This is a genomic window from Natrialba sp. PRR66, from assembly GCF_034808065.1.
In the GTDB taxonomy this organism is placed as follows: domain Archaea; phylum Halobacteriota; class Halobacteria; order Halobacteriales; family Natrialbaceae; genus Natrialba; species Natrialba aegyptia.
On record NZ_JAXHGN010000005.1, the window covers coordinates 255901 to 281081 of the forward strand.

The following is a 25181-nucleotide window of genomic DNA, read 5'->3' on the forward strand; positions in this document are numbered from 1 at the left end:
GCCGTGTCTCTGCTCCGAGTATCGGCGAACTGTGGGTTGTCAGCCATCCTCACTCGACACCGCCAGTATTGCTCCATTCGGTAGTATCCAGTTCGACCGACACCGCAACTGCGAACTCGTCGTCCGCGAGTTCGTCTCGGTAGTCCGTTTCGCCCGCGCGTTCGAGGAGCCGGTTTGCCTGTCTCTCGTGGGCCGATCGAGCGGCCTCGAGAACGCCCTCGTCGGCGTCGAGTTCAGCGCCGACCTCGCCCATCCAGGCGTCCGCGGGGACGGGGAAGATGACGCGGCTGCCGATCGAGAGCGGTTCTCGACCGGGAACGATATCCTCGATGGTCAGGAGGTCGTGCTGGTGGATCGTCTCGAGTGCGTCGACGAGTTCACTCTCGGTGGTTTCGGTTTCGTCGACGACGGTTGCGATGATCTCCGCATCGATCGGTGCGTCGACGGTTTCGGGGCGCGGCGTCGCCCTGGTTGTGGCTTCGGTATCGGTGTCAGTATCAGTATCAGTATCAGTATCGGCGTCGGCCTCGAACTCGTGAGCGAGTGTTTCCTCGGCGACGGGATCGCTTTCGGACGGTGTTTCAGGGAGCGGCTCGGCGTCGAACGGCGTTCCGTCGGCGAACCTGGCCGGGAGGAGTCCGATCGTCTCGTCGGTCGCGACGGCTTCGAACAGCAGCGGGTTGTCGTCATCGTAGGTCGCCAGGTCGATACCGAGTCCGCTGTCCGGATCGACCCGCAGCAGGTCGTCGGGAACGGGCGCGTACGTTCCGTCGTCGGTCTCGATGACTCGTCGCGGGAAGGCCGCGCTGTCGATTTCGTCCGGCGGAAGGGGTGCGAAGACGAGCATCGGATCGGCATCCCGGTCGTCGGTGTTCCAGTCGATAACGGGGTCGGATGGAAGTTCCGTGCGCTCGACGAGGTCGGTTATGTCCACGACGTACGTCCGCTCGTCTCCGCTCTCGGTGCGGCGCTGATCCGCGTCGGTCGGAAGCGGGTCCGAATCCTCCTCGGCCGGGAGCACGGCATCTGCCACGCGGAGTTCGAGGAGCCGATCCACGTCCATCGTTCCGGTCGGGCGTTTCGACATCGGTGGTCGTAGAACGGCACGACCGGTAAGTCTCGTGCCGGCGAACGACTGTGCATCCCCAGGTACAGTCGACACCGGACTCCGCTCGATCGACCGCTACCGCCGTAAAATGAGCTTCAACACGTCCTCGTCTTCAAGCACGTGGCCCTCGCCGACCTGCTGCTCGTCGTGAGTCGCACTCGGTCCGCTCACGCGGGCGAATCGGAAGCGCTCTTCCATCTCGCCGCCGAGTTTGGAGACGGCTTCACCGACGGTGGACCCTCGTTCGACCACGAGCGGTTCCTCCCAGTCGATGCCGCGACCCGGCTTGTCCATATAGATGCGGATCAAATCGAGGTTGTTCCAGATCCGATCCTTGAGCGCGTCGAGTCCCTTCTCTTTCTCGGCGCTGATGAACGTCACCTCCTCGGGATCGAGGTCGCGCTCGCGAAGTTGCTCGTCGACCGTCTCCTTGTAAGACGGTTCGATCAGATCGACCTTATTGACACAGGTAATCGACGGCATGTACTCCCGGTTCTCCATCAGACCGTCGATCAGCCGGTCGATCGTAACGTTCTCCTGTAAATTGAGGTCGGCGTTGACGTACCCCTGATCGCGCAACACGTCCGAAATCGTCTCTTCATCGAGGTCCTGCTCGGTACTCGAGGTGATCTTGATCCCATCTTTTATCTTCGGCCGCACCGTCACCCGCGGCGGCTTCTGATCGACTCGAATGTTAATGTCGTACAGCTCCTCCCGCAACCGATCGTACTGCTCGATCTCGAACACCGACAGCACGAACACGATCAGGTCCGCGTTTCGGACGACCGCGAGCACCTGCTGTCCGTCACCGCGCCCCGACGCAGCGCCCTCGATCAACCCCGGCACGTCGAGCATCTGGATGTTCGCGCCACGATGCTTGAGCATCCCCGGGTTGACATCGAGCGTCGTGAACTCGTAGGACCCCGTCTCGCTCTCGGCGTTGGTCAACGAGTTCAGCATCGAGGACTTCCCGACGCTCGGGAAGCCGACGAGCGCGACCGTCGCGTCGCCGTGCTTTTCGACGGAGTAGCCGCCGCCACCGCCGGAGCCGGATTGCTGGTTCTCGAGTTTTTCCTTTTTCTCCGCGAGCTTGGACTTGAGGCGACCGATGTGGGCCTCGGTCGACTTGTTGTAGGGGGTGTTGGCGATTTCGTCTTCGATCTCCTCGATATCCTCCTCGAGCCCCATTTGTCTATACCCAGCCGGTCGTCCCGAAAAACCCTTTCCATGCGACGGAACGAGCAGCGGGAACTGCGATGCGGTGACGACGGGCTCCCAGCGAGCCCCAGGTATCACTCGCGGTTCGTCCCGTATCCGGTGTCGTCCAGCCACACCGTCACCAATACAAATAAATTTCGACACACATAAACGGGGTGCGAATAGACGATCCCTAGACGAATGTCGGATCCGTCGCAGTTGCGCGAGAGTACGCAGATCGTGCTCCCTCGGGAGACGCTCGAGAACCTCGAGCCACGGCTCGACGACGAGTTCGTCGTGACGATCGTTCCGGAGGGCGAGCGCTACTATCGGATCATCGGCAGTCCGGTCGAGATCAAGGACGCAAGCGAGTTTCTCGTGCGCCGCGGCGTCAGTATGCCCTGACTGTCTCTGATCGTCCCGGCTGGAGAGCCCGGCGATCAGCGCTCCGGGTGAACCGGGCCGTCGAATCCGCCCCGGACCAGCGGCTTCGCGATGTGTCGTCGCGCACACGGCGGCACCTCGTACCAGCCGCGCTCGAGCGAGCGCTCGATCGGTACCCGCTCTTTTCCGGCCGCACTCGTCTTGCAGTCGCGACAGCGATACCCCTGATTTCGTCCGGCGCTTTCCATCGTCCGCTCGCAGACCGGACAGGTAGGAGTGACGAGTTCAGTGGTCACGAGGTCGCGGACGGCGAACTTCTCGAGTTTGAGGGTGCCGCCCGCGAGTTCGCCGCAGACGGTGAGGTCGTCGCCGGGACGAAGGTTACGAACGCGGTCGCGAAAGCGTTTCGTGGGTTCGAAGGCGGCGCAGGTGAGTGTGGGGCGTGACCGCGGAGCGGGAACAGTGTCTCCGTCGCCGGCCGTCGCTCGAGTTCCGTCGGAGTCTGTAGCCACGTCGACGAACACGTGCCCTCCGCGCCGCGTTTCGGGCGGTTCGGCGACGCGTACATCGAGCTGATAGGAACGGCCGTCCTGCAGTTCGACTGGCGTATGGCTGGCTTTTGACTCCGGTTCCTGCGCTCGTCCGCCCGCTTCGTCCCCAGTCAGATCCCGCAGATGCACGTCCGTCCCCTGGTTCGTGACGAACAACTGGCTCGTCCGAACCGGCTCGCTCTCGATCCGGTCGGCGACCCGACAGACCCGATCGGGATCGTCCCCGCGGATGCCGTGCAGAATCGGCCCCGGAGTGTGGGGCACGCAAACGGTCTCGTTCTCGCCGCGGTCGACGGTGTCCCAGACCGCAGGATACCCCCGCTCCGCCGCGGCGAAGACGCTCTCGGGATCGACCGTCCGCGTCGTCCCCCAGCGCTCCCGCTCGCGATAGGAGATGAACTCGTAGGTCCACGCAGAGAGCGCGCGCCAGGCACCGATCGCGGCCAGCGCGCCGATCCGCCCGCGACCGTTACCGGCGTGCCACGACCGGTAGCCGTAGCCGTCGATTACGGCCCCGGCCTCCTCGATGGACAGGTGCTCTCGAATCGCCCGCATCGCGAACCGGCCGAGTTCAGCCGGCAGGTCGTCGGCATCCGGGCGGACATCGGCGACGACCAACCCCGGGTTCGTCCGTTCGTCCTGCGTTTCCGCGAGCGACTCGAGTTCAGCGCGTGCGAGTTCGAACGCGCGGGCGGGATCGCAATCAGTGTGAATCGCGAGCGCCGCGTTTCCGCGCGTCTTGAACTCGACGGCGGGGTTGAGTCGGACGAGGAGAATGCGATCGATCGAAGCGCCGGCGTCGCGGCGCAGTTGCTCGGCAATCGTCGCGGCGGCGTAGGTCGTACACATGCCGCGTTCGCGGGAGTCCGTATCGTCGATCCCGACGACGGTCATCGACGGTGGTTGTACCGGCGGCGAGTAACGCCTTTCGATGCGGGTGGCGTGTGTTAGCTGGGGCGGGACGGATGCCGTGAGGACGGCGGCGGTGGAGCGGCGGCCGGAACGAACAATTATCACAACGCAACGGAAGCAGTATATAAGTATACTGCTGATACACCCCGCAATCGCGACACCGCAGACGGGCATCGCGGGGAAACGCTCTTATACGAGGAATAGCTTACATCCCCCTATGTCCCGCTCCGCACTGGTCGGCAACGTGACCGCGATGTTAGAGGACGCGGGATTCGTGGTGAGCGACCGGTGTGCGATCCGACCGAAGAGTTTCGATATCGCTGCGCGTCGCGGCGAGGATCTGTTACTCGTCAAGATTCTCGGCAACATCGATGCCTTCAACGAGGCGACCGGCCACGAGATGCGTCGTCTCGGTACCTACCTGCAGGCGACGCCGATCGTGATCGGCTTGCGCAGTCGCGACGAGGATCTCAAACCGGATGTCGTCTACTTCCGGCACGGCGTTCCGGTCTTCAGCCCCGATACCGCGTACAACCTGTTTATCGAAGGCGTCCCGCCGCTGATCTACGCCGCACCGGGTGGTCTCTACGTCAACATCGACGGCGATTTGCTCGCCGACGAACGCGAGGACCGCGACTGGAGTCTCGGCCAACTCGCGAGCGAACTCGGCGTCTCCCGTCGGACCGTCTCGAAGTACGAGGACGGGATGAACGCCTCCGTCGAGGTCGCCATGGCGCTCGAAGACCTCTTCGAGGCACCGCTAACCAGTCCCGTCGACGTCCTCGACGGAACCGACGATGTCCACGAGACGGAGTCGACGCCGGACGACCCCGAAGCCGACCCCGGCGACGAACAGGTCGTCGCCGTCCTCACGCGGGCTGGCTACAGCGTCCACCCGACGATCCGCTCGCCGTTCAAGGCCGTCAGCAAGGATGAAGACGACAGCGAGGTCGTCCTCACCGGCCACTCCGAGTTCACCAAAGCCGCCGAAAAACGCGCCCGCATCATGAGTTCGATCGGCCGCGTCACTCGCACGCGCTCCGTCTACGTCGTCGACCGGGCGAAACGCGACGCCGTCGACGGTACCGCGCTCGTCGAGCGCGACGAACTCGCGGATCTACACGACACGGACGAACTTCGGGACGTGATTCGGGAGCGAGCAGAGCACGAGGAGGCGGCTTGAGTTCTCCGACGGTATATTTCCGGACAATATGCATAGTATTTAGTATTACTGGTGTGGTGTGAACCAACGGCTGATCGTCCGTTCTGGTGAACGTCAGTAACCAACGAATAGCCGCTTGTTCGCCCGAGAATCGGCTCTACGCGTAGGTTTCTTCTAAGTATTCGACGATGTCGTCGCTTTCGTGCATTCCGTCGATACCGTTGTCCTCGTCGGTGATGACGGGGACGCCGGTCTGGCCGCTTACGTCCTCGACTTCGGTCCGCTCGCCGTGTGAGCGTGGTACTTCGATGGTATCGTATTCGAGTTCGAGTTCGTCGAGTTTCGAGCGGACTTTCGCGCAGTACGGACAGCCGGGGAGTTCGTACATGGTAATGGCAGCCATAGCGCAAGATAATGACGCGGAACGTATGAGCGCACCGGTCGCGGCGGGTATCGGCCTCGAGTAGTTGAGGTTCCGCGTTCGAGATTCCGTCGGCGGTGTCCTGGTGTTTGGCGACTGATTCTCGTGTCACTAACTCTGCGGGGCAGAGTAGGTGGACCGAACCGGGAAAATCGGGCGAAAGAGGCCTAATTGTGGAACGAAGCGGAGTGGAGAGAAAGAGAGTTAGAACGTCAGGAATCCGGCGTCGGTGGCGAAGTACGCGCCGAAGTAGAGGACGAACGCGACGGCGAGGGCCCACTGGCCGGGCGAAACGTCGGCGCGTTCGCCGACGGCGGCTTTGACGAGAGGGTAGCTCATGATCCCGGCGGCGAGTCCGTTCGCGATCGAGGTGGTAAGCGGCATGACCGTGATCGTCAGGCCGCTGGGGATGAGCCAGGCCGGGTGCTGCCAGTCGATGTCCGCTGCGCCCTGGAGCATGATGAGACCGACGACGACGAGGGCGACGTAGATCGCGTACTGCGGGATGATGGCCATTAGGGGGACGAAGAGCAACGAGAGGACGAAGAACCCGCTGACGACGAGCGCGGTGAAGCCGGTTCGGCCGCCCTCCTCGAGTCCGGCGGAGGACTCGACGAACGTCGTAACGGTCGACGTGCCGATCATCGCGCCGACGGTGGTGCCGACGGCGTCAGCCAGTAGCGGCTTTTCGATTTCGGGGAGATTCCCCTCCTCGTCGAGGAGGCCGCCGATCTGGGAGACGCCGATGAGCGCGCCCGCCGTATCGAAGAAGTCGACGAAGAAGAAGGTAAAGACGACGAGTGCGAAGACGACCGGATCTTCGGCGATCATTCCGAGGCCGTCGACGAAGCCGGCGATGAGCGGCGTAAAGTCGTACTGGACGTTCAGAATTAAGTCGATGATACCGCTTAGTCCGTCGTTCGTGACCAAGTTATACTCTCGTTCGAGTGCGAGTTCACTCGGTGAGACGATGCCGAGAAGGGTCACCAGCCAGCCGGCGAGGGCGGTGAAGACGATCCCGATGACGATTGCACCGCGGGTGCCATGGGCGTAGAGGGCGAGCGTCAGGGCGAGGCCGACGACCGAGAGGGCGGCGATGGGGCTGGTCGCGGCGTTGCCGAGGGTGACGGCCGTTTCGGGGTCGGAGACGACGAGTTCCATTTCCTGCAGGCCGAGAAAGAGCAGGAAGATCCCGATCCCGGCACCGACGGCGAACTTGACGGGTTCGGGGAACAGTTCGATGATGTAGCGGCGCGCGCCGACCACCGTCAGGAGAATGAAGATGAGTCCTTCGACGAAGACGGCGGCGAGGGCGACTTGCCAGGGCACGCCGAGACCGAGGACGACGGTGTACGCGAAGAACGCGTTCAGACCCATGCCGGGTGCGAGTCCGAACGGGCGATTCGCCCACAGCGCCATGACCGTGGTCCCGACGACCGACGCGAGGATGGTCGCGACGGCGATCATCTGCGTCACCTGCGCTCCGGAGTAGCCCTCTATCTCGATCGCCTCCCCCAGGATGAGCGGATTGACGACGATGATGTACGACATCGCCAGAAACGTCGTCAGCCCCGCGATCAGTTCGGTCGAGAGGTCCGTCTCGTACTCGTCGAATCCGAAGTAATCCGCGATCGTTTCGGTAACCCCCATGTTGGATGGTCAAGCATAACCACAGACCTTAGTTAAGAGTTTTCGTCTGCCTTCCCGCCAGTGGCATACACATTCGTGTATACACCCGGCCACGCGGAGCGCCGTCCGCACACCGTTGAACGACTGCGACCGAGGTTCTATCAGGACCAACGTATTTTAGCCCCGGCTACGTACTGTGGTACCATGAGATTCGTCATCGTGGGATACGGAAGAGTCGGCTCGCGAACGGCCCGCATCCTCTCGGAGGAAGGCCACGAGGTCGTCATCGTCGACAACGACCACGACCGGATCGACCGAGCCGCGGACGAGGGCTTCGAGACGATCCACGGCGACGGCTCCGATGAGGCAGTCCTCACCGACGCCGGGATCGCAACCGCCGACGCTATCGGCGCGTTTACACCCAACCTCAACGCCAACTTCGCCGCCTGCATGGTCGGCAACCACCACGGCTGTCGGACCGCACTCCGGATCGACGAGGACTACCGCGAGGACATCTACGAACAGTACGCGGACGAAGTCGACGAGATCATCTACCCCGAACGCCTCGGTGCCGCCGGCGCGAAGACCGCCATGCTCGGTGGGGACTTCAACGTCGTCACCGACCTAGCGGCAACCCTCCAGCTCACCGTCCTCAAGATTCCGGACGAGTCAGCCGCTATCGGCAAACGAATGAGCGAACTCGACCTGCCGGAGTCCGCCCGCATCTACGCTCACGGTCGCGCGCGCGAATCGCTTACTATCCCGCTTCCCGGTACCGAACTCGAGGCCGGCGACGAAGTCGCCGTCGTGACGGAAACCAGCAGTGCAGACGAGGTCCGAGCGGCGCTACAGTAGCCGCTATGCCCGGTCAGCCGTGGATTCCCCGTCCGGTCGAAACACGAGTATATTCTGGTGGACCATCGACGGCACGAACGAGAACGGATAGCCGTAGACATGCAAGTCCTTCGTCGGATCGTACCAGATCAAATTCGCCGCGAGCGTCACCGGCGCGGTCGACTCGATTGCCCGTGCGAGTTCAGCCGAGAGGAACTCGTAGGACTGGTCGCGGTACATGTCGCCGATGAAGACGACGATGTGGCCGTCGGGGGCGACGGCGTCGGTGAAGCGGTCGAATTTCGCGGCCATGTCGGCGAGCCAGTCGGCTTTCGTTGCGGTTGCTGATTCGGATTCGGATTCTGATTCTGATTCGGACTCGGATTCGGACTCGGTTCCGATCCCGGTCTCTGCTGTTCCCTCACTGTTTGCATTCGTTGCGTCTGCTCCGTCTGTTGTGTTCGCGTCGAACGACCCCAGCTTGCTCTCCCGCGTCTCGCGTTCGTTTCGCGTCTGCTCGAGTTCGTCCATGTGCCAGTAGGGAACGTCGGTCAGGAGGAGATCGACGCTGTCGTCGGGCACGTCCTCGATCAGATCGCGACAGTCGCCGTGGCGCAGTTCCTGTGCGGCGAGTTCGGGTTCGCCGCGTGCGCTGCGGGCGTCGTTCTCGCGCTCGAGGACATCGTCGTAGATTTCGATCCAGCGTTCGGTACGTTCGAAGCCGATAGCCTCCCGGAGACCGGTGCCCTCGTGTTCGCAGAAACTCGCGCCGAGGAGGGTCCCGCCGACGCCGGCGAACGGATCGAGAACCGTGTCGCCGGCCTTGCTGAACCGGTCGATAAGGTCCGCACAGAGTCTGGGCGGTTTCTGTCCGCCATGTTCGCTGCGCAAGTCGTGTTGCACGTCTGGCGGATAGCCCTCCGCGATTACCGATTTGGTCGCGTACTTCCACTCCTTGCCGGTGAGGTCGTTGACCCGGTTTCGGTCGTCGTAGATCCCTCTCCCCTCGACATAGTGCTGGTGGTCGGCGAGTTCATCCGTGTCGATGATGTCGCCGTCTTCGATCGGGAGGGATTCGGTGCGGGCGCGCTCGGCATCGAACTGGCCGTCGTCGTCGGTGACGAGTCGGCTCTGTCGGTGTCGCCCTGTTTCGTCCGCGTCGCCCTCGTCGTCTGCCATGCTCAGTATCTCCTGTATCCTCTGGGTGCACACCCACCCGCCTTAAAGACTTGATTCCAGTCTGCACGCACACCGTTCCGACAAAACGCGCAGCGGCGACTAAAAACTCGTAGCGGAGCGAAAACGGCCCCATCGGGATCGCCGTCAGCCCTAGTTCGTGTACGAACTCTCGCCGACGACCTCGATGAACTCGGCGCGGCCGGTTGCGTTCGTCTCGTCGAACTCGGTGACCGCTATGCGAACGCGTTTTTCGGCCGTCTCCGGGCCGGCACCCTCGACGAGCAGGTGCGTGTCACCGATGTAGACGTGGCCGTTGCCGTCGCTGTTCGTTTCTGCAACGAAGACGCTACACTCGTCGCCCACGGCGAGCGACGGACTCGAGTCGCGGAATTGCCAGCCACGAAGGAATTTCGTGAAGATGCTCATAGTCGTGCCACCTCCTCGCTTTCGCGATCGATAATGTACTCCCGGCCGAAGCCGGTCAGCGCTGCGATGATGAAGACGGCGACGAGCAACCAGCCCTGAAAGACGAACGGGACGACGTCGATCGGCGTCACAAGCATGCCGGTGTCGAACCACTCGAACTCGCCTGGCAGTTCCTGCATCGCCGAATAGCCGGCGAGCACGCCGCCGGACCACGGGAAGATGTAGCCAAGCGCGGCGGTCTGTGCGTCCAGAATGTTCGCTCGCCGGTAGCCGTTCAGGTTGAACCGTTCGCCGATCTTCGAGATGTACGGCCCGATCGCGACCTCCGCGGCCGTGTTGATCGTGATGACGGCGTTGATCAGCGCCGCCGAGCCGACCATCGTGAGTTCGGCGTTGCGGACGTTCGTCGCGAGGTTCTCGATCGACCAGTCCAGAATCGCCTCAAAGGCCCCGCCGCGGATCATGATTTGGGCCGCTGCGATGATCAACAACACGAGAATCGCGAGTTCAAAGAAACCGGCCGCTCCCTGGATGAGGCTGCCGCCGACGCCGACCGCCTCAGGATCGTCAACGATCGTCAGGATCGGCAAGAACTCGAGCGGCTGGGAAAGCGGCGCGTCCGCCGGCGCGTTAAAGGAGACGATGTCGCCGAGCGACAGCAGGCCGAGCGCGAGACTGGAGACCGCCGCGACGACGATGCCCCACGAGATTGCCTCGACGATGTGGCGGCCGGCGACGGCCGTGCCGATCACGACGCCCATCGAGAGGAGGTGAACGAGCCCGATCGGTTCGCTTTCGGCGACGAGAAGCTCCTGCGCGTCGCCGCCGATCCCGAGGCCGCCCATGAACTGACCGGCGACGAGGTAGCCGGCGAACGCCACGATCGCGGCGACGATGACGTATTTGAACCGCGAGGCGACGACGCCGCCGATGTCCGAATCCTGCGTGACGGCGCTGACGATCGTCGTGTCGCTGACGGGTGCGAGGTTGTCACCGAAGATCGCCCCCGAGAGGATCGCGCCGAACAGCAAAATCGGGTTGGCTCCCAATAGGAGTCCGGCCGGGAAAAACAGCGTGACGAACGCGATCGACGCGCCGTAGCCCGTGCCGATCCCCGTCGTGAACACCGCGGCGAGGACGAACGTCGCCGCAGGGAACAGCGCGCCACCGATGCCGGCGGCATTGGCGAACCAGACCAGCCCATCGACGAAGCCGCCGTCCTGGAGCAACTGGGCGAACATCCCGGCCCAGATCCACGCGACGATCGCCGTCACGGCGACCGGCTGGGTCATCCCCTCGAAGATCGTATTCGCGTAGGTCTTCCAGTTCCCCCGAACGAAGAACATTCCTCCAATCAAGCCGACCAGAATACCGATGACGAGTCCGCCTTCATCCGAGATTCGCCAGAAGGCCGTCTGGGCAATCGCCCAGAGGATGAAGAACACGATCGGAAACGCACTCATTCCCCGGCCACCGTAGAACTGGATTCGTGGCCCCTCTTCACCGGTGTCCTGGACGAATGACTCACTCGGATCCGAGTCGGGTGAGTCACTGTTGTCAGTACTCATCGTAACACACGAGATCGGTTATCAAACTCGGCAGATAAGTGTTGTCGAATAGGGGCGGCCTTTCCCCCGTTCTGTCCCGGTTACGAAATGTCAGCCCTGCAGCAGTGAGGCGGGTTTTTGTCGCAGTCTGACGATTGTTCGACTCGTGTCGACGCTCGTCACCGTCGTCGCACTGCTTGGTGCTGCGATCGGCCTCTGGCTCGGCGCACGATGGCTCGTCGCTGCTGCGACGAACATCGCGAGCGCAGCCGGTATCTCCCCGCTTGTGATCGGTCTGACCGTCGTCGCGTTCGGCACTTCCGCCCCGGAACTGGCCGTCTCGGCGGTCGCCGCATTCGAGGGAACCGGCGACGTTGCCGTCGGAAACGTCGTCGGCTCGAACGTGTTCAACCTGGGCGTGATCCTCGGCATCGTCGCCATCCTCGCTCCGTTTCGCGTTACCGAAACGATGATTCGCCGCGATGCCCTCGCGTTGGCTGCAGCGACGGTGATCGCGGCGGGCGTTCTCACAAACCGCGTCGTCTCGCGCCCGGAAGGCGCTCTCTTGCTCGTGCTGCTGATCGCGTATCTCGGGGCAATCGGCGTCGAGATCCGGCGCACAACCGAGGACGAAACGGCTACAGCGCCCGCTGCGAGTGATGTACCCTCGCAGACTCGAGACAACACTGTTGGCGCCGCCGAGTCAGAACGCAGCACGAGCGGTTCGAACCCCGACACCACGACTGCCGACCCGCGCGATCGGCAGACGCCGCCCGGTCGACAGGGACCACGACAGGACCCGAAGCGGGAACAACCGCGATCCCTGCACCGCAGCTACGAAAGCGCCCGCTTTCTCGTTGGTCTCCTCCTCGTCATCGGTAGCAGTCGCTTACTCGTCGATTCCGCGACGACGATCGCCCTCTCGATCGGGCTCTCCACGTGGCTCATTGGCGTCACGGTCGTCGCCGCCGGCACATCGCTTCCCGAACTCGTCACGGCCGTCGTTGCAGCCCGCCGCGGCGACGTTTCGATCGCCGCGGGAAACGTCATCGGTTCGAACGTGTTCAACCTCTTCGGCGTTCTCGGACTCGCCGCGACTATCCGACCACTGGCCGTCGATCCCGCCGTCCTCCCCGGGCTGGCGTGGCTGCTCGTCGTGACGCTCGTCGCAACGGTGCTGCTCGCGACCGGACGGCGGGTAAACCGACTCGAAGGCGTCCTCCTTCTCGCCGTCGGCGTGGGATACTGGGTCGGGAGTGCGATCGTCTGATCGCCGGTCTGCCGTCTCGGCGAGTTCCCTTTAGGGCTCGCCCGAGTAGGGTCCGTATGAACATGCTCGTCGACGGCGAGTGGCGAACCGATGCTGTCGAATCGACCGACGACGACGGGGCGTTCGATCGACAGGAGACCACGTTCCGGGACTGGGTTCGCGACGATCCCGACGCACGGTTTCAGCCGGCGGCGGACCGCTATCATCTGTACGTCTCCTACGCGTGCCCGTGGGCACACCGAACGCTCGTGACACGCGCACTGAAGGGACTCGAGGATTCCATCTCGGTCTCCGTCGTCGACCCCTTCCGCGAGGCGGGCGGCTGGCAATTCACACCCGACAAGGACGGCTGTACGCGCGATCGCGTCCACGACGCCGATTACTTGCGCGAACTGTACGTGCGGGCCGATCCGAACGCGACCTGTCGAGTGACGGTGCCGGTGTTCTGGGACACGCGGGAAGACACCATCGTCAACAACGAATCTGAGGAGATCATGCGAATGCTCGATACCGCGTTCGACGACCTGGCTACCCGCGATGTCGATCTCTACCCCGACGGCTACCGCGACGAAGTCGACCGGATCATCGACAAGATCTACGACCCGATCAACAATGGCGTCTATCGCGCCGGCTTCGCCACCGAGCAAGAGCCCTACGACGAGGCCATCGACGGCCTGTTCTCGGCGCTCGAGCACTGGAACGACGTGCTCGAAGAGCAGCGATACCTCGCCGGCGACCGACTCACGGAGGCCGATATCGCGATGTTCACGACGCTGATCCGATTCGACCAGGTCTATCACACCCACTTCATGTGTAACGTCAAAGCCATCCACGAGTTCAGTGCGCTCTGGCCGTACCTGCGGGATCTCTATCAGACGCCGGGGGTCGCCGAGACGGTGAATATGGCCCACATCAAAGAGCACTATTACACGACGCATCCGGACGTCAACCCGAACCGGATCGTCGCTCGCGGACCCGACCTGGCGTTCGACGCGCCGCACGAGCGGGACGAGCTTCCGGGCGGACCGCCAGCTGAACTCGAGTCGTTGGTGGCCGAGTGAGCGGGGTCAAGAAGGAGTGACTGCACGGAACGGACCGCTACAGCCACCAGCTACCGGTTCTGCGTCTCTGTGCGCCAGTCCTCGTAGCTCGACTCGACCGGCTCCTCCGCGAAGAAGACGCGCCAGAGGATCCACGCCAGAACGATGATCGGCAGCGCGGGCAAGAGCAACACCGCGAGTGCCGCGGCCATCACGTAGCCGAACACCGACATTTGGGGATTCGGCACGTAGCCCGTCGAGTCGGACACCTTCGTGGACATACGAGACGGTACGAACGTCCCGATATTCGGTCTTTCGATCCGAAAGGGACGCCCGAGACGGTCGCATCGCCGCGCAACACGGCTGCACCCGGCCGTTCTCACTGGACGGAAACGTCCGCCGTTCGCCGCCAGCGACGACCCGTGCGAACGGCTCCCTGCAAGAGCACGACCGCCGCGAGGACGATTCCGCTCAGGAGCGTAAACGCGCCGCCGACGAAGACGCCGCCGGCCTCGGCGGCGTACAAAATGTACATGCTCATCGTCGCCAGAAACAGCGTCAGGGAGCCGAGGACACCGACGATCGGCGTTGCGCCACTGAACTCGTCGGTAATGAGTCGTGAGAGCATGACCAGACCAAGTAGCCCCGGGACCACGAGTTCAGGATTCACCGGGACGGAACCGAGCGTCGGCCGTGCTGGGTAGGGCTCTGGGACGCCGGTGAACGTCCACACTGCAACGGCCACCACGACGACGGCGAGTGCGTAGTCGATGACCCGTGGCAGCGACCGTCTCCCAATCCTCATTATACAGAGACATTCGCGTATCGATATAAAAACGTGCGTGTGGAGCGTGTAGAGCGGGGTGGCTGTGGGCTGACTGGCTCACTCGAGAACGGCTGCCGAGTCGTCCTGCGGACGGTAACCCAGTTCAAGGAGGGTTTCCGAGAGCGAGAGGAATCGTTCTGCGTTGTCCGAGATGCCGTGAGCAGTGAGGGGCGTTTCCGAGAGCGAGGCCGTCACGGAGACGCGCATGAGTTGTTGGCAGTCCGCGGGGCTGAGCCACATCGCGCGGGCGAATCGTTCGCCGGCACCGTCCCGGTCGGCGACCTCCGATCGCAGTTCATCGCGCGTGAGGAGCCAGCCGATCCGGAGGTTGAGCACGTCCAGGCCGTGACGTTTGGCGTAGTACGAGCCCATCGCTTCGCCGAAGACCTTGGTCACCCCGTAGTAGGTGTCCGGATCGAGGGTATCATCGGGCCGAACGATGTCGGGGCTGCCAACCGTCGACTCCGGTCGCGTCGGGGAGACGGTGTTCGCCATATTGACCGCGTGATTCGAACTCGCGAAGACGACGCGCTGTAGATCGTTCTCGACGGCTGCGGCATAGATATTGTAGACGCCCTCGATATTTGGCTCCACGACGGCGTCCCACTCGGCGCGCGGGTCCGGATTGGCGGCGAGGTGGAGCAGTACGTCCTGGCCTTCGAGTGCGTCCGCGACCGCCTCGCGGTCGGCGATTTCGATCGGCGTCGTCTCGAGGTCCTCTGACTCGCTGTGTGAGAACAGCGTAAGCGACTCTTCCCGGTCTGCAAACGCCTCGATAGCTTCTCTGCCGACCCGACCGGATGCACCGGTGATCGCGACGTTCGTCATAGGAGCATAGACACTAACTGTGGGGAAATAGGTCGGGCCGGCGCGTTCCGGGACGATTCCTGGTTACAGTCCCCGGTGAGACCGTTCCCGAAATGCTTCTTCCCACATCAATACGGGTCGTAACTGCAGATCAGTCTTTTCTCGATCACACCGGGGCGCCACCGTCCTTCTACAGTTTTCCGAGACGTTTCACGGGTCATCCCCTCCGCGACGGACGACGGATGTAGAGAGAGTCTCCCAGGATTTTATAACAGCTCTAACAGACGCAAATAGCTAAGTGGTGGGTTATGGCAGTCTACGAACGGGCTCGATACGAACACTGGCGCGCAATCGCGCCGATACTCGCGGAGTAACGATCGGATGCACGAACTGTGACCGGAACGGTAACAACCACCATGAACGTAATCGAAGTCTTCGAGGATATCGATGCCCCACCAGCCGTCGTCTGGGACGTACTCCTCGAGTTCGACAGCTATCCCGAGTGGAATCCGTTCGTCCGGTCGATCGAAGGGGACCCGGCGGTGGAAGCAGAGCTGGAGGTTCGAATTGAGCCGCCCGGATCGCGGGGGATGACGTTTACGCCGGTCGTCGTCGCTGTCGAGGAGAACCGCCGGTTAGCCTGGCTCGGCCGACTCGGCGTCCCCTTCATCTTCGACGGCTATCACGAGTTCCATCTCGATCCGATCGACGGGGGCGACCGAACCAGGTTGCTCCACCGCGAGACGTTCCGCGGGATACTTGTCCCGTTCCTGTTCGATGAACAGGAACTCGAACGAGGGTTCAGGTCGATGAACAAGGCGCTCAAAGCGCGAGCCGAGGAGCGAGTTCAGTCTCAGACGAACGGCTCCAACGATACCGACACTAATCCTGAAACGTCCTGAAGCCTCCTGTAGTCTCTTACAGTCTCTTGAAGCTGCCGTGAACTCGGAGAGTCGGGACGGCATTCCTGTTTCCCACCAGAATTGCACGGACAGCGAGATCGATCATGAATCCCATTCCCTGCTACTGACGGTCCCTTCGAATGCCGGAGCTATCCTTTTCGCCGGCCGAACCGACGTTCGCATATGCGCGAGTCCACCGGCCCATCGACTGAGCCAGCCCCGCAGGGGCCGTGTCCGTACTGTTCGACGGAGAACGACTATTTCTATACGTTCTGTCGGAACTGCCTTCAGGAGCTGCCGAGTCGAACCAGATAGAATCGATTCCGCTACCGGGAGTCGCTATTTCGAACTCGTTCCGAGCGGACTCTCGCATCATTGCAGTTCCGGCTTTCGCCCCGAGGTTCAAATACCGGGACGGAACCAGAACCAGCAATGGATCTCGAACCAGGTGGCCGCCGGCTGCCGGACCACTGGCGTGAGCGCGAGGCCGCGGATCTGTGTGGAACGACCGTTACTGCGGTGACCGGAGCGAACGACGCGAGCACGCTATTCCGTTTGGAGGGATCGAATGGGGCATAGAGCGCTCGTCGCGTACCGTCGGCCCGACCGCCTCTACGACCTCCGATACAGCCACTGGGGCGGGACCGATCTCACGCTTGCAGACGAGATTACCGCTGAGACGCCACTCGCCGATGGCACCGTCTCGTCGGAGTTACTCGCGGACTCGATTGCCCGCGACCGAATTCTGACCGCGCATCTCGATCCGTGCGTTCACGAGGCGCTGTTTCTCGTCGACCCCGCCGCCAACTATACCGTCTCCTCGTATCACGTCTGCTGGCTCGAGTGGGGGGATGGTCACGGCGACGAACGCGGCGCGATCGTCGAACCCGACCCGCACGACGACACTGCGATCAGGACCTGGTTTCGCGCGACGAAGACGACGCTTACGGACGTAATCGAGATGGGTGTTCTCGCGCGCCCTGCCGCACAGGCGTACCTCGAAGCGCGGGTTTGTGAGGAGTACGGCGGCATCGTCTACACCCATCTCGGAAGCGAACAACAGGCCAGTCACGACGCTCGAGCGCCATCCAGCAGCGTCGCCTCATCGAGCATGGAGAACACGGCGAACACGACGGACACGACAGATTCGACAGATTCGACAGATCCGACGGACACGTTCGACACCGACCACTGGCCATCGGAACGAAATTACCGGTTCGACACCGGCGACGACCGAGAGCCCTGACGGTCGCTGCGGTCCGCAGCCCAATAATCACGTACGCCGGCCACAGCGACCTACTCGCTCCAGCGCGCATCGGCCAGCGTCCGCTGGATCACGTCGTTCCCGACCGCTTCACCCAACGTTTCAAAGCCCGCTCGCTCCCCCCGGTCGTCCGCGTTCGCAACCAGGCGCGAGACGATGAACTCCGGCGTCGACCGCCCGACCGTATCGAACCGCGGCTGGTAGTCGACCAGCAACTCGAGTTCAGGATTGAGTCCTTCGGCGAAGATGCCATCGACGCGGGCTTCGGGCGGCAGCGGCTCCAGGTCGTCGGCGAGGTGCGTGACGAACACGCCGAGGGCGTCGCGGTCGACGGTCAGCGTCACGAGGCCGTGCAACAGGTCGGCTGCACTACCGGGTTCCGTGATCGCTTCGAACTCGTCGACGAGCATCAGCGTGCGGCCGTCGGCGGACGAGGACAACGGCGGTACGATCGAGCGCAGCGTCGACTCGAGCACGCCGGCGTTGAAACTGGCGTGGCGGCGGTGGAAGACGAGCGAGTCGACGGGCGTGACCTCGGCCCGCTCGGCGGGGACGGGCAGCCCCATCGACGCGAGCAGGACGACCTGACAGAGCGTCTCGAGCAGGGTCGTCTTCCCGCCGCTGTTCGCGCCCGTGAGGACGGAAACGCGCTGGCGGCCGGGAGCCGTGTCGGTGCTCCCGGGGACGGCAGTCGGATCAGTGACGCCGTGGTCGCCGAGCGCGTAGGTGATCGGCTGCACCGTTTCCTCGACCTCGGTTCGCTTGGCGTCGGTCACTGGCGAGGCGAGCGTCAGGTTCCGCGCTTCGACGACCGATACCGCGGCCGATTCTCCCTCGACGAACGTCGGCCGAGTGCAGTCGTACGCGAGCGCAAAGCGCGCGAGCGAGAGGTGCAAGGCGATGTCGTCGACCGCCTCGACGGCCTGGTCGATGGCCGCCCGGGAGTCCTCGAGCACGTTTCTGAACTCGCCGGCGACCCGCTCTTCACGTTCGTCGATCGCCGCGGTGAGGTCGCCGCGCAGCGTGCGCAGCGTCCCGCCGACGAAGTCCGTCGCGTCGGTCGCGTCGGCGGGCATCGCGTCGCGAACCTGCTCGACTGTGACTGCCGTCTCCGAGAGCAGGTGGTCTTCGAAGGCCTCACGGAACTGGCTCACGTCGCGGACGCCGTCCGAGCGCAACTCCTCGATCAGTTCGAGCGCGTTCGCGTCCATGTCCTCGACCGTTCCGAGCGCGTCGCGGAGCCGATCGAGTTCGTCGTCGGCCCCGCGGACGAGTCGGCCGCTGCCGCCGTCGTTCTCGAAGGCCGAGAGCGCGTCGGCGGCCGCCGCGAGCGTTTCGGGGTCGAGTTCGGCGATCGTTGCGAACGGGCCGGAGTCGACGCCGGCCTCGAGCAGCGCGAGTGCGGTTTCGACGGCGGCGCGCTCGCTCTCGTCGCGGTCGTCGTAGCGCTCGTAGGCCGCGAGGACGGTTTCCCGGTTTCCCTCGTCGAGGGCGGCCCAGGCATCCCGAGCCGCGAGCACGTCGTCGAGTCGTGATTCCATCTCTGCGCGGGTGGCAAGCGGCGTGAGAACACGGATTCGGTCGGCCGCGCGCTGCGTGACGGCGTGCTCGACCGCCAGATCGAGCAGGTCCTTGTACGCCGCGCGGGCGTCGCTCGTCGCCAGCATGTCGATACCGTCGCCGCCGGTCGCCCGGCGCAGGATGCGCGTCGCTCGCCCGCGGGCGAGGCCGGCGGTCGCGAGTTCGCGAACGTCGCCGCTCTCGATGGCTCTGGTCGCGCGTTCTCGCCCCAGTTCGGCGACCAGCGTCTCCCTCGTCTTCGGGCCGACTCCCCAGTACTCCTCGAGTCGCATACGCAAGGTGTTCGAGTCAATACGCTTGAATACTGTGTCATCGGTTTCGCCGCCCGCCCGCGGTATGCCGACGAGATATCCACGCACGTGGATAGATATTCGTTCCATCCGCCAGAAGGGAGGCACAAACACGGGGATTTTTATCGGGTCGAGGTCCTATGGACGACCATGACTGATGGGCGGGGCGAGACTCCCCGGCGAACAGGAATGACCGAAAAGTGCGGCGTCGTCGGCGTCTCACTGGACGGTCGAGACGCGGCACGACCGTTGTACTACGCGCTCTATGCACTCCAGCACCGCGGCCAGGAGTCCGCCGGGATCGTCACCCACGACGGCTTCCAGCAACACAGCCACGTCGATATGGGCCTCGTCGGGGACGTTTTCGGCGAGGGCGATCTCGACCCGCTCGCCGGCTCCGCGGGGATCGGCCACGTCCGGTACCCGACCGCCGGGTCCGTCGACTCCTCGTGTGCACAGCCGTTTTCCGTCTCGTTCAAAAGCGGCTCGCTCGGCCTCTCGCACAACGGCAACCTCGTCAACGCCGACGAGATCCGCGACGAACTCGCCGCCCTCGGCCACGCCTTCACGAGCGACGGCGACACCGAGGTCATCGCACACGACCTCGCGCGCAACCTCCTCGAGGAAGACCTCGTCCGCGCGGTCAAACGCACGATGGGGCGCATCCACGGCTCCTACGCGCTGACGATCAGCCACGACGACACCGTCCTCGGCGTCCGCGACCCGCAAGGGAATCGGCCACTCTGCATCGGTGAACTCGAGGACGGCTACATCCTCGCCTCCGAATCCGCCGCGATCGATACCTTAGACGGCGACCTCGTCCGGGACGTTCGTCCCGGTGAACTCGTCGTCCTCGGCGAGGACGGCAGCGGATTCGACTCCTACCAGCTCGTCGAGGCGGACAACACCGCACACTGCTTTTTCGAACACGTCTACTTCGCGCGTCCGGACAGTATCATCGACGACACGCTCGTCTACGAGGCCCGGCGAAACCTGGGTCGCAAGCTCTGGGCGGAAAGCGGCGTCGAAACCGACGTCGTGATGCCGGTCCCCGACTCGGGACGCGCCTTCGCGTCGGGCTACGCCGACGCGGCGACCGAGACGACGGCCGACGGCGAAGCGCGCGACCAGGACGATGACGGCGTCGAGTTCGCCGAGGGGCTGATGAAAAACCGCTACGTCGGCCGGACGTTTATCATGCCGACGCAGGACGAACGCGAGCGCGCCGTTCGCCTGAAGCTCAACCCGATCAAATCGACCGTCGAGGGAAAGACCGTCACACTCATCGACGACTCCATCGTGCGGGGGACGACCTCGACGCAACTCGTTCAGTTGCTCAAAGACTGCGGTGCCGAGGAGGTCCACATGCGCATCGGCGCGCCGGAGATCGTCGCGCCGTGTTACATGGGGATCGACATGGCCACTCGCGACGAACTCATCGCCTCGGACAAGTCGGTCGGAGAGATCCGCGACGCGATCGACGCCGACAGCCTCGCGTACCTCTCGACCGATGCCGTCGCTGACGTTCTCGGAAAAGAACGCATCGACCTCTGTCTGGGCTGTGTGACCGGCGAGTACCCCTACGACATCGAGGGTGAAGAGACGGATCGCGACGTGCAACGACCGACGCTCGACGGGCCGACGCTGTCGGCCGACGACTGAGACGGTCTGCTGTATCGATTTACCGGCGCAACCGAAGGACGGGCGCGGTTGCACCGGAAATGACTTACAGCAGTCCGTCTGAACGGCCGCTCGGCTGACCGCTCGTCGGTTTGCGCTAATTTTAAAATAGAGACGCGTGAACACCCAGCTATGGATATAAACGAGTTCCTCGAGGGGAGTTCACTGACCGGGAGGCAAGCAGTGGTTATCTTCTTTACCTTCCTGCTGTTGATCATCGCCGCAGCACTGATCCTGATCCTCTTCAGCGACTTCTTCCAGCAGCTCATTTCGTAGCCCGTCGTCTCGGGCTCGGTAACTCGGTATCAGTAGATAACGTAGCCGAGCAGGTAGACGACGATCCCGAGCGAGAACGAGATCAGCCAGAGCGTCGCGGCAAACCGGCCGACCCGGGCGTGAGCGGTCCGACGGAGCGCCGCGATCGGCCGAGAGAGCGCCAGGAGGAGGACGTAGTACAGCAGCGGGATACAGACGACCGCGAGGAAGATGTGAATCGCGAGTACCGGGAGGTACACGTACAGATAGACCTGTTCGGGTCCGGGAAAGGACGCCGGGCCGCCGGTCGCGACGAGCCGGTAGAGATAGAGCCCGAGGAACGTCACGAAGAGGGCGAACGAGCCGAGCATCGCCCGGCGGTGTGTCACGACGGCTCCGCGGCGAATCGCCCGCCAGCCGATCGTGATCGTGACGATCGCGGTCGCACTGAGTGCGACGTTTAGGTGCGGGATCAGTTCGAGAATCCACGCCGGAGCGGCCGGCACGGCCGATTGCGGCACGCGACCGCCCGCCGCCGAAAAGACGACCGCGAGTGAGACCACGCTCAGAACGGCCGTGAGCGACCTGACGCGTTCGCGCGGAACGAACTCCGTGTCCATACGTGATCGTCGGCTAGCAGGACGAAGTGCGTATCGACTTCGGGTCAGACGCAGACTGTTTGCACTGTAAGCGATATCGTGACGACGGTGGCGCTCGAGAGCTCGCTCTCCGGTCGGGACCGGTGTGGAAACGGGTGGAAACCGGAAACCACACCGAAACCCGTCACTCTCGATCAGTAGCACCGAAAGGAATTATGCGTGGGTGATGTCCACGAAGGGAAATCACCTGCATCGTTAGCGGTGGACAATCGTTCACTGTACGTGAACGACTTCCACCAGGCGATGCGTGGGACCGGATTCGAACCGGCGGACCCCTACGGGACAGCGCCCTCAACGCTGCGCCGTTGGCCTGGCTTGGCTACCCACGCTCGCACTTGTGTTCTCTTTGTCCGCACTCAATCGTATCCAGTGTGGTTATAAAAGCCCTTTCCTTTGTGCTTGCGTCTGCGGCGAGGTCACACGGGACCGGCCGGAACGGAGATTTCAAATGTCGCAGTTGCCAAAGAATACCATGGCTAAGTACTCGACCGGCTCGTCCGGCGGCGGTGGCGGGACGAACTGCGAACTCTGCGGAGCCGAAAGCGATTCGCTCCGACGTGCATCGGTCGCCGGCGCTGAACTCGAGGTTTGTCCGGACTGTGCACCCCACGACGACGCACAGAAGACACAGCGTCAACAGCGTTCGACGCGCGATACCGACAGCTCCAGCGACTCCCGCGACGAACCCAGCCGCAAACAGAAGGCCGCCCAGAACGTCGCCAAAGCGAATCCCGTCTGGGACGACGACTCCGAGCACTGGGAGCAAGACGGCACCAACTACGACGACGACCCGCTGCCGTACCTCGTCTCGGACTACGGCGAGACGCTCGTCGATTCCCGCCGCGATGCCGGCCTCCAGCGGTCCGAACTCGCGGACGAACTCGACGTTCCCGAAAAGGACCTGCTCGCAGTCGAGCAGGGTCGAGCGACGCAGGCCGGTATCGGCGGCGGCCTGATCGAGGCGCTCGAGGAGCGACTCGGCGTGACGCTTTCCGAGTAACGGATCGAATACTGACCGAGTAACACCGAGCAACGAGACCGACGCGACCGACCGCGGATCGGCGAGCAGCTTTTTGGTACCGGGCAACGGAGTGAGATCGATGAGTGGGCAACGCGCGGCAGCGGAGCCGTACGCCACGCGGTTCGAGACCGAAGTGACGGCGATCGACGGCCGACGAGTTCGGCTCGACACGAGCTACTTCTACGGCGAAAGCGGCGGCCAGCCGGCCGACCGCGGCACGATCGGCGGCATCGCGGTCGACGATGTCCGACTCGAGGGCGGCGAGCACATCCACGTGCTGGCCGACGACCCGTCGTTTCGCTCCGGCCAGCGCGTCCTCTGTTCGATCGACTGGACCTTCCGCATGTACTGCATGCGCGCACACACCGCCAGCCACGCACTCTATGGCGCTGGCCGCCGCGTTCTCGATGACCTCGGCTACGGCGGCTTCGACATCGGCGAGGAGAAGATCCGCGTCGACTTCGAGACGAGTTCAGAAATCGACGATGAAACGCTCCTCGAACTCGAGTCGCTCGTCAACCGTGCCGTCTGGGAGTCACGTCCCGTTTCCTGGGAAGACGTGCCGGTTGCGGACGCGCGCGATCGGGACCGCATCGCGTTCAACGAGGCGACCGAAGACGGCGCGTTCCAGCAGGGACGCGTTCGCATCGTCACGATCGGCGGTGCGGACGAGAACGGGGGCAGGAGTGGAACGCGAGCACGAACCCCGTCCGGCGGTCCCACCGTAACCACGAGTACCGACGGCTCGGCCGAGCCGTGGGACGTCGCCGCCTGCGGCGGCACGCACGTTCGGAACACGCGAGAGATCGGCCCTGTTACCATACTCGACCGCTCGAATCCCGGCGACGGACTCACCAGGATCGAGTTCAGCGTCGGCCCGGACGCGATCGAACGCCGCCGCGCGGAGAAGGCGGCGGCGCTGACCGCTCGCCGAACGCTCGGCGTGCCGCTGTCGGCTGTCGGCGACGAATTGGCGCGGCTTCGGGACGAGCGCGAAGCGGAAAGCGAGCGGGCGCGGTCGCTCGAGCGCGACCTCGTGGAGACGAAACTCGAGGGGAGCGAGCCGTTCGAGCGGGATGAACTCGAGTGGGTGACGACGGTCTCAGAGGTGGAGATAGACACGAACGACGCGGGGGAGATCGCGCGCGAAGCGGCGGGCGAGGTTGCGGATGTCGTCGTGATCGCCGGGAGTACCGACACCACCTACGTCGTCGTCGCTACCGACGCCACGTCGTCGCTCTCCGCCGAGACGGTGGTCGCGGAGGTAACCGATGCGTTCGGCGGTGGCGGCGGCGGTTCGGCTACCCTGGCGCAGGCTGGCGGGTTCGATGCGACTCCGGCGGAGATCACCGCGGCGCTGGAGCCCTGATGTCCGGGCTGTAATGTCGGGGGTGCTCGGGATACGGCAGTCGAGCACCGGGGCGCTCTGAAGCCAGGTCAAGCCGCGGTCCCGTCTGCCGCGGTTCCGACCACCGCGGTTATCGCGGCACAACTCACGCATATCAACGCCGGTTACGACCGCGAACGCGCCGACAACTGCCGGGACTACCGCTTTCGGTCTCCATCCCATACACTGCGTATGGATCCCGAGGTCGTCTCGCTCGAGTTCCCGAACGTGGGAGCAGGCCCCGACCCGGTCTCGGTCGCCGCACTCGGTTCGAACTCGGCGGCTGTCGTCTTGCTCTTGATGCAGAGCCATCAGAGCGGCACGTGTCGACAACAGGCTCGCGAGGTCGCGGATGCGTACGACCGCTTTCGGCGGCGGGACATCGCTGTGGCAGTAGTCGTGCCGGGCTCGTATCCGAAGGTGCGCTCTTGGCGGCGACTCGTCGAGCCGCCGTTTCCGGTCCTGGCGGACAGCGAGACGGCGCTCGCGGCGGCCTTTACACAACAAACCAGATACGGGAAACTCGGACGAATGGTTCAGGCGATCGGTCGAGCACCGATGACGATCGTCCTCGAGTTCCGGAACGGCGAGCCGACGGTCACGACCAGCTATCAGGGGATGAACTCGTTCGATCGGCCGTCGGTTCGCGAACTGCTAATGCTGATCGACGATCCCGTGGGCTGACTGTATACACTCTGCAGTTCGTCTGTACGTGGTTGTAGAGACGCCCCGCGAGACCGACGCTTCGTTCTCGAGTGCGACCATTCGAAAATATGTTCCACCACTGATCATTTCGGTCCGGTGGCGGACCGTCCAGTCAGCGATTTGCCGCGTAGATGCCGGATATAT

26 protein-coding genes and 1 tRNA gene are annotated in these 25181 nt (G+C 63.7%); 13 read left to right on the top strand and 14 right to left on the bottom strand.

Annotated elements, in window-relative coordinates; translation table 11 throughout:
• Positions 1-49: 49 nt before the first annotated feature.
• Entirely contained in the window at positions 50-1087 is a 1038-nt protein-coding gene (locus SM755_RS18260; RefSeq protein ID WP_323173902.1) for a hypothetical protein, read from the bottom strand.
• A gap of 96 nt (positions 1088-1183) precedes the next feature.
• On the bottom strand, positions 1184-2296 hold the full coding sequence (locus tag SM755_RS18265; RefSeq protein ID WP_323173903.1) for a GTP-binding protein: 1113 nt from the start codon (positions 2294-2296) through the stop codon (positions 1184-1186).
• 210 nt (positions 2297-2506) lie between these two features.
• Between SM755_RS18265 and SM755_RS18270 the strand changes: the two genes are divergently transcribed.
• Positions 2507-2710, top strand: a complete 204-nt coding sequence (locus SM755_RS18270) for a hypothetical protein (RefSeq protein ID WP_006108815.1) — start codon at positions 2507-2509, stop codon at positions 2708-2710.
• Positions 2711-2745: 35 nt separating this feature from the next.
• On the opposite strand, the gene SM755_RS18275 is transcribed toward SM755_RS18270, so the two are convergent.
• Complete coding sequence (locus SM755_RS18275) at positions 2746-4134, bottom strand: tRNA(Ile)(2)-agmatinylcytidine synthase (RefSeq protein WP_323173904.1); 1389 nt, start codon at positions 4132-4134, stop codon at positions 2746-2748.
• A gap of 235 nt (positions 4135-4369) precedes the next feature.
• Here SM755_RS18275 and SM755_RS18280 point away from each other — a divergent pair, with 235 nt between their 5' ends.
• Positions 4370-5335 (top strand): transcriptional regulator, encoded by a 966-nt coding sequence (locus SM755_RS18280; RefSeq protein WP_006666522.1) that lies wholly within the window; start codon positions 4370-4372, stop codon positions 5333-5335.
• A gap of 136 nt (positions 5336-5471) precedes the next feature.
• On the opposite strand, the gene SM755_RS18285 is transcribed toward SM755_RS18280, so the two are convergent.
• Both SM755_RS18285 and SM755_RS18290 read right to left on the bottom strand, forming a co-directional pair.
• Positions 5472-5717, bottom strand: coding sequence for a glutathione S-transferase N-terminal domain-containing protein (locus tag SM755_RS18285; protein WP_323173905.1), 246 nt, complete (start codon positions 5715-5717; stop codon positions 5472-5474).
• A 222-nt stretch (positions 5718-5939) separates the two neighbouring features.
• Positions 5940-7385 (bottom strand): NCS2 family permease, encoded by a 1446-nt coding sequence (locus tag SM755_RS18290; protein ID WP_323173906.1) that lies wholly within the window; start codon positions 7383-7385, stop codon positions 5940-5942.
• A gap of 183 nt (positions 7386-7568) precedes the next feature.
• Here SM755_RS18290 and SM755_RS18295 point away from each other — a divergent pair, with 183 nt between their 5' ends.
• The gene (locus tag SM755_RS18295; RefSeq protein ID WP_006666519.1) at positions 7569-8219 is read left to right on the top strand and encodes a TrkA family potassium uptake protein; all 651 of its coding nucleotides are present in this window, start codon (positions 7569-7571) and stop codon (positions 8217-8219) included.
• A gap of 3 nt (positions 8220-8222) precedes the next feature.
• Here SM755_RS18295 and SM755_RS18300 read toward each other — a convergent pair whose 3' ends face one another.
• From SM755_RS18300 to SM755_RS18310, 3 genes are all read right to left on the bottom strand, one after another.
• A complete protein-coding gene (locus SM755_RS18300) occupies positions 8223-9377 on the bottom strand; it encodes a DNA methyltransferase (protein ID WP_323173907.1) in 1155 nt (384 codons plus the stop codon).
• A gap of 150 nt (positions 9378-9527) precedes the next feature.
• Positions 9528-9803, bottom strand: a complete 276-nt coding sequence (locus SM755_RS18305; RefSeq protein ID WP_323173908.1) for a TRAM domain-containing protein — start codon at positions 9801-9803, stop codon at positions 9528-9530.
• Positions 9800-11371 (bottom strand): Na+/H+ antiporter NhaC family protein, encoded by a 1572-nt coding sequence (locus SM755_RS18310; RefSeq protein ID WP_323173909.1) that lies wholly within the window; start codon positions 11369-11371, stop codon positions 9800-9802. The genes SM755_RS18305 and SM755_RS18310 overlap by 4 nt, the downstream gene beginning before the upstream one ends.
• A 145-nt stretch (positions 11372-11516) precedes the next feature.
• Here SM755_RS18310 and SM755_RS18315 point away from each other — a divergent pair, with 145 nt between their 5' ends.
• Together SM755_RS18315 and SM755_RS18320 are read left to right on the top strand one after the other, a co-directional pair.
• The gene (locus SM755_RS18315) at positions 11517-12620 is read left to right on the top strand and encodes a calcium/sodium antiporter (protein ID WP_323173910.1); all 1104 of its coding nucleotides are present in this window, start codon (positions 11517-11519) and stop codon (positions 12618-12620) included.
• Positions 12621-12676: 56 nt separating this feature from the next.
• A complete protein-coding gene (locus tag SM755_RS18320) occupies positions 12677-13681 on the top strand; it encodes a glutathione S-transferase family protein (RefSeq protein WP_323173911.1) in 1005 nt (334 codons plus the stop codon).
• Between the two features lie 50 nt (positions 13682-13731).
• Here SM755_RS18320 and SM755_RS18325 read toward each other — a convergent pair whose 3' ends face one another.
• The 3 genes from SM755_RS18325 to SM755_RS18335 all read right to left on the bottom strand — a co-directional run bounded on the left by SM755_RS18325 (position 13732) and on the right by SM755_RS18335 (position 15314).
• Positions 13732-13941 carry a hypothetical protein gene (locus tag SM755_RS18325; protein WP_006666513.1) on the bottom strand — a complete coding sequence of 70 codons (210 nt, stop codon included), beginning with the start codon at positions 13939-13941 and terminating at the stop codon, positions 13732-13734.
• A gap of 98 nt (positions 13942-14039) precedes the next feature.
• The gene (locus SM755_RS18330; protein ID WP_323173912.1) at positions 14040-14465 is read right to left on the bottom strand and encodes a hypothetical protein; all 426 of its coding nucleotides are present in this window, start codon (positions 14463-14465) and stop codon (positions 14040-14042) included.
• A gap of 78 nt (positions 14466-14543) precedes the next feature.
• Positions 14544-15314 carry an NAD(P)-dependent oxidoreductase gene (locus tag SM755_RS18335; protein WP_323173913.1) on the bottom strand — a complete coding sequence of 257 codons (771 nt, stop codon included), beginning with the start codon at positions 15312-15314 and terminating at the stop codon, positions 14544-14546.
• A gap of 395 nt (positions 15315-15709) precedes the next feature.
• Here SM755_RS18335 and SM755_RS18340 point away from each other — a divergent pair, with 395 nt between their 5' ends.
• The 3 genes from SM755_RS18340 (at position 15710) to SM755_RS18350 (ending at position 17441) form a co-directional block, all read left to right on the top strand.
• Entirely contained in the window at positions 15710-16195 is a 486-nt protein-coding gene (locus SM755_RS18340) for an SRPBCC domain-containing protein (RefSeq protein WP_323173914.1), read from the top strand.
• 432 nt (positions 16196-16627) lie between these two features.
• Positions 16628-16774 (top strand): hypothetical protein, encoded by a 147-nt coding sequence (locus SM755_RS18345; RefSeq protein ID WP_323173915.1) that lies wholly within the window; start codon positions 16628-16630, stop codon positions 16772-16774.
• Entirely contained in the window at positions 16764-17441 is a 678-nt protein-coding gene (locus SM755_RS18350; RefSeq protein WP_323173916.1) for a DUF6735 family protein, read from the top strand. Before SM755_RS18345 ends, SM755_RS18350 begins: the two co-directional genes overlap by 11 nt.
• A gap of 50 nt (positions 17442-17491) precedes the next feature.
• Here the strand turns inward: SM755_RS18350 and SM755_RS18355 are convergent, their stop codons facing one another.
• Positions 17492-19312, bottom strand: coding sequence for a DNA mismatch repair protein (locus SM755_RS18355; protein WP_323173917.1), 1821 nt, complete (start codon positions 19310-19312; stop codon positions 17492-17494).
• A gap of 207 nt (positions 19313-19519) precedes the next feature.
• On the opposite strand from SM755_RS18355, the gene purF reads away from it, so the two are divergent.
• Together purF and SM755_RS18365 are read left to right on the top strand one after the other, a co-directional pair.
• Positions 19520-20992 carry an amidophosphoribosyltransferase gene (gene purF / locus SM755_RS18360; RefSeq protein ID WP_323174069.1) on the top strand — a complete coding sequence of 491 codons (1473 nt, stop codon included), beginning with the start codon at positions 19520-19522 and terminating at the stop codon, positions 20990-20992.
• A gap of 150 nt (positions 20993-21142) precedes the next feature.
• Positions 21143-21286 carry a hypothetical protein gene (locus SM755_RS18365; protein WP_323173918.1) on the top strand — a complete coding sequence of 48 codons (144 nt, stop codon included), beginning with the start codon at positions 21143-21145 and terminating at the stop codon, positions 21284-21286.
• A gap of 29 nt (positions 21287-21315) precedes the next feature.
• On the opposite strand, the gene SM755_RS18370 is transcribed toward SM755_RS18365, so the two are convergent.
• Both SM755_RS18370 and SM755_RS18375 read right to left on the bottom strand, forming a co-directional pair.
• The gene (locus tag SM755_RS18370; protein ID WP_323173919.1) at positions 21316-21885 is read right to left on the bottom strand and encodes a DUF420 domain-containing protein; all 570 of its coding nucleotides are present in this window, start codon (positions 21883-21885) and stop codon (positions 21316-21318) included.
• 283 nt (positions 21886-22168) lie between these two features.
• Positions 22169-22253 (bottom strand) — tRNA-Leu (locus SM755_RS18375).
• 143 nt (positions 22254-22396) lie between these two features.
• Between SM755_RS18375 and SM755_RS18380 the strand changes: the two genes are divergently transcribed.
• From SM755_RS18380 to SM755_RS18390, 3 genes are all read left to right on the top strand, one after another.
• Positions 22397-22924 carry a multiprotein-bridging factor 1 family protein gene (locus tag SM755_RS18380; RefSeq protein WP_323173920.1) on the top strand — a complete coding sequence of 176 codons (528 nt, stop codon included), beginning with the start codon at positions 22397-22399 and terminating at the stop codon, positions 22922-22924.
• Between the two features lie 100 nt (positions 22925-23024).
• Positions 23025-24314: a DHHA1 domain-containing protein gene (locus SM755_RS18385; RefSeq protein ID WP_323173921.1), complete on the top strand. Its 1290-nt coding sequence runs from the start codon at positions 23025-23027 to the stop codon at positions 24312-24314.
• Between the two features lie 210 nt (positions 24315-24524).
• Positions 24525-25016 carry a redoxin domain-containing protein gene (locus tag SM755_RS18390; protein ID WP_323173922.1) on the top strand — a complete coding sequence of 164 codons (492 nt, stop codon included), beginning with the start codon at positions 24525-24527 and terminating at the stop codon, positions 25014-25016.
• Positions 25017-25181 lie beyond the last annotated feature (165 nt).